The sequence below is a fragment of the Trebonia sp. genome (assembly GCF_049794275.1).
Taxonomy (GTDB): Bacteria; Actinomycetota; Actinomycetes; order Streptosporangiales; family Streptosporangiaceae; genus Trebonia.
Window position 1 is genome coordinate 1 of record NZ_JBARCR010000338.1, and the last position, 2,393, is coordinate 2,393.

Sequence of the window (2,393 nt, forward strand, 5' to 3'; positions counted from 1 at the left end):
GCGCCCGCTCCCGCGCCCGCGGTCGCGCAGTCCGAGCAGCTCACCCTGCTGTAGCGGCGCCCACGGCGGCCTGCGGCCGCATCTTGCTGTTATCAGCGGTGGACGGGTCGCCGAGCTGACTTAGGGCGCGAAAGTGACGAGCAAACCGGGCATACCGGACAGATTTCGGGTACTTTCGCGCCCTAAGTGGACCGCGGAACGCGGCACGCCCGCATCGGCGGGCGTCTAAGACCCGCTTCTTGCTGTTATCAGGCGTTCGGGCTGGCTGCCAGGAGATCGTGGGTAGTTAGGCCGTCCAGAGGCCGCACAAGTACCCACGATAATCACGGGCCGACCGCATCTTGCTGTTATCCGCAGTTCGGCCGGGACCGGAAGATAGTGGATAGTTCGGCACACCGGAGGGTCCACAAATATCCATCATCATGGCGAGGCGTTGGGTGATCCCTTCCCCGCGGTCCTCGCCTCGCTATCAGCGGCAGTAGGCCGGAAGCTAGTTGCGTGACCCGGGCTTTTGAGGCCGAAGATCACCGCGCCGGTGCAGGCGATCAGCGCAGCGGTTCCCCACGCAATCGCCGGGGCCGATGATCCTGGTTCGGGGATGCCGGTCGTCAGCGTGGCGAGCAGCAGCAGCGCGGCGATGCCGACGGCGGTGCCCAGCTGCGCGGCGGTGTTGATGATTCCCGAGGCGGTGCCTCGCACGGCGATCGGGACGCTGGTGCCTAGCCTGGTCGTGGCGACCGAGGATAGCCCGATACCGGCGCCCCCGGCCGCGACGCACACCGGCAGCGCCCACGTACTGCTGGCCGCCGGAATGAGCGCGGCGTCGCAGACGGCGATGACCGCTAGGCCGGTCGAGACCAGACGCTGCGGCGCCCACCGCACCAGCGCCGGAGCGGCAAGGGCGGATCCGGCAATGACGGCGACGCTGAACGGCAAGAGCATCAGCCCGGCCACCAGCGGGCTGTGCCCCAGGGTGTTTTGCAGGTACAGCGTCGCCAAGGTGATGGCCGAGCTGGTCGTCAACGTGTTCAGCAGCCCACCGGCCGCACCCTGTCGCAACGGGCGCATACCAAGTACTGCCCTGGGCAGCAACGGCGCCGCGGAGCGCCGGTCCACGATGATGAATACGCCGGCCAGGACAACTGCAACCGCCAGCAGCGCGCCACCCAGCGCCGCCCGGCCGGGTTGAGGCAGCAGCGTCGTCGCGACGACGAACGCCATCACGGCGGTGGTGAAGGCGATAACGCTAGGCACACTCAATCGGACCGACGCGTCAGCACGTTGATCTCGCGGCACGGATCGCCTGATGGCCACGGCCAGCAGCACCGCCACGGCGACGTAGACCCAGAACACTGCCCGCCAGCCGACCAGATAGGTCACAACCCCGCCGACAACAAAGCCACTCGCGCCTGCGGCAGCTCCGGATGCGCTCCAGCCTGCGATTGCCCGCTCGCGCTGAGGCCCATCAGCGGTGATCGTGGTCAGCAGCCGCAACGCCGACGGTACCGACATTGCCGCAGCCGCACCTTGGAGGCACCTGGCGGCCGTCAGCACCACTACTGACGAAGCCGTCGCACCCGCGACAGCAGCCACGGCGAAGATCGCCAGGCCCGTGAAGATGATCCGCCGGTGACCAAACCGGTCCCCCAGCCGCGCACCAAACATCAGCAACCCGCCGAAGAACATGGCATAGCCAGTAGAGATCAAGCTGGCCGCATCCGGCGACGCACGCAGGTCCGACAGCATGGCTGGCAGGGCCGTCACCATGACGGTCACGCCGAGAACGTCAATGAACTGCACCAGGCACAGTGACACCACACCTAGCCACATAGTTCGGGCCTCGCTGACCGGGCCATCGGCGTCCGCCATGCCGCTGCACTACCCCAGGGCAACCGGGAGATCCAAGCCCGAGGTCGCGAACCTACCTGAACGGTCATCGTCGCGCGCCGAGCGCTTCTTACTGTTATCAGCGGCCCGGGACCGGGGACCGGAAGATGGTGGATAGTTGCCAGGCTGGGGCCCTGAATTCCAGGGGCTACTCACAAGTAGGCCTGTATGACCGGCCTAAACGGGCCAGAACGGTAACTAGCAAGACGGAATCAGTGCCGGAAATGCCGAATACGCGCGCTTTCCGAATTCGCGGGAGAACCCGCATCTAACTGGATACGCTCCTCGCGTAAGCCGCCAGGACACGCACGACAACCCCTGCTACCACTGGATTCCGGGCTCGCGGAGGGCCTGCTGTGGCCGCTGGCGAAGAATGCGACGCGAATGGCGACCGCTCATCTGAGCAACCTTAGATATACGTGATGTCACGTTATGGCGGGATCGGTGGCAAGTGATCACTGATGCGGTGAGTATTAGCCCATGACGAACCAGACGGCGGAACTCAT

1 protein-coding gene is annotated in these 2,393 nt (G+C 65.9%); it reads right to left on the reverse strand.

The features are described 5' to 3' along the window. Positions 1–420 precede the first annotated feature (420 nt). The gene (locus WA805_RS09310; protein ID WP_422285952.1) at positions 421–1,869 is read right to left on the reverse strand and encodes an MFS transporter; all 1,449 of its coding nucleotides are present in this window, start codon (positions 1,867–1,869) and stop codon (positions 421–423) included. Positions 1,870–2,393: the final 524 nt, after the last annotated feature.

What these genes read in the sequence shown, in the direction of transcription:
- WA805_RS09310 (WP_422285952.1), bottom strand. Translation starts at nt 1,869, where the DNA reads ATGGCGGACGCCGATGGCCCGGTCAGCGAGGCCCGAACTATGTGGCTA.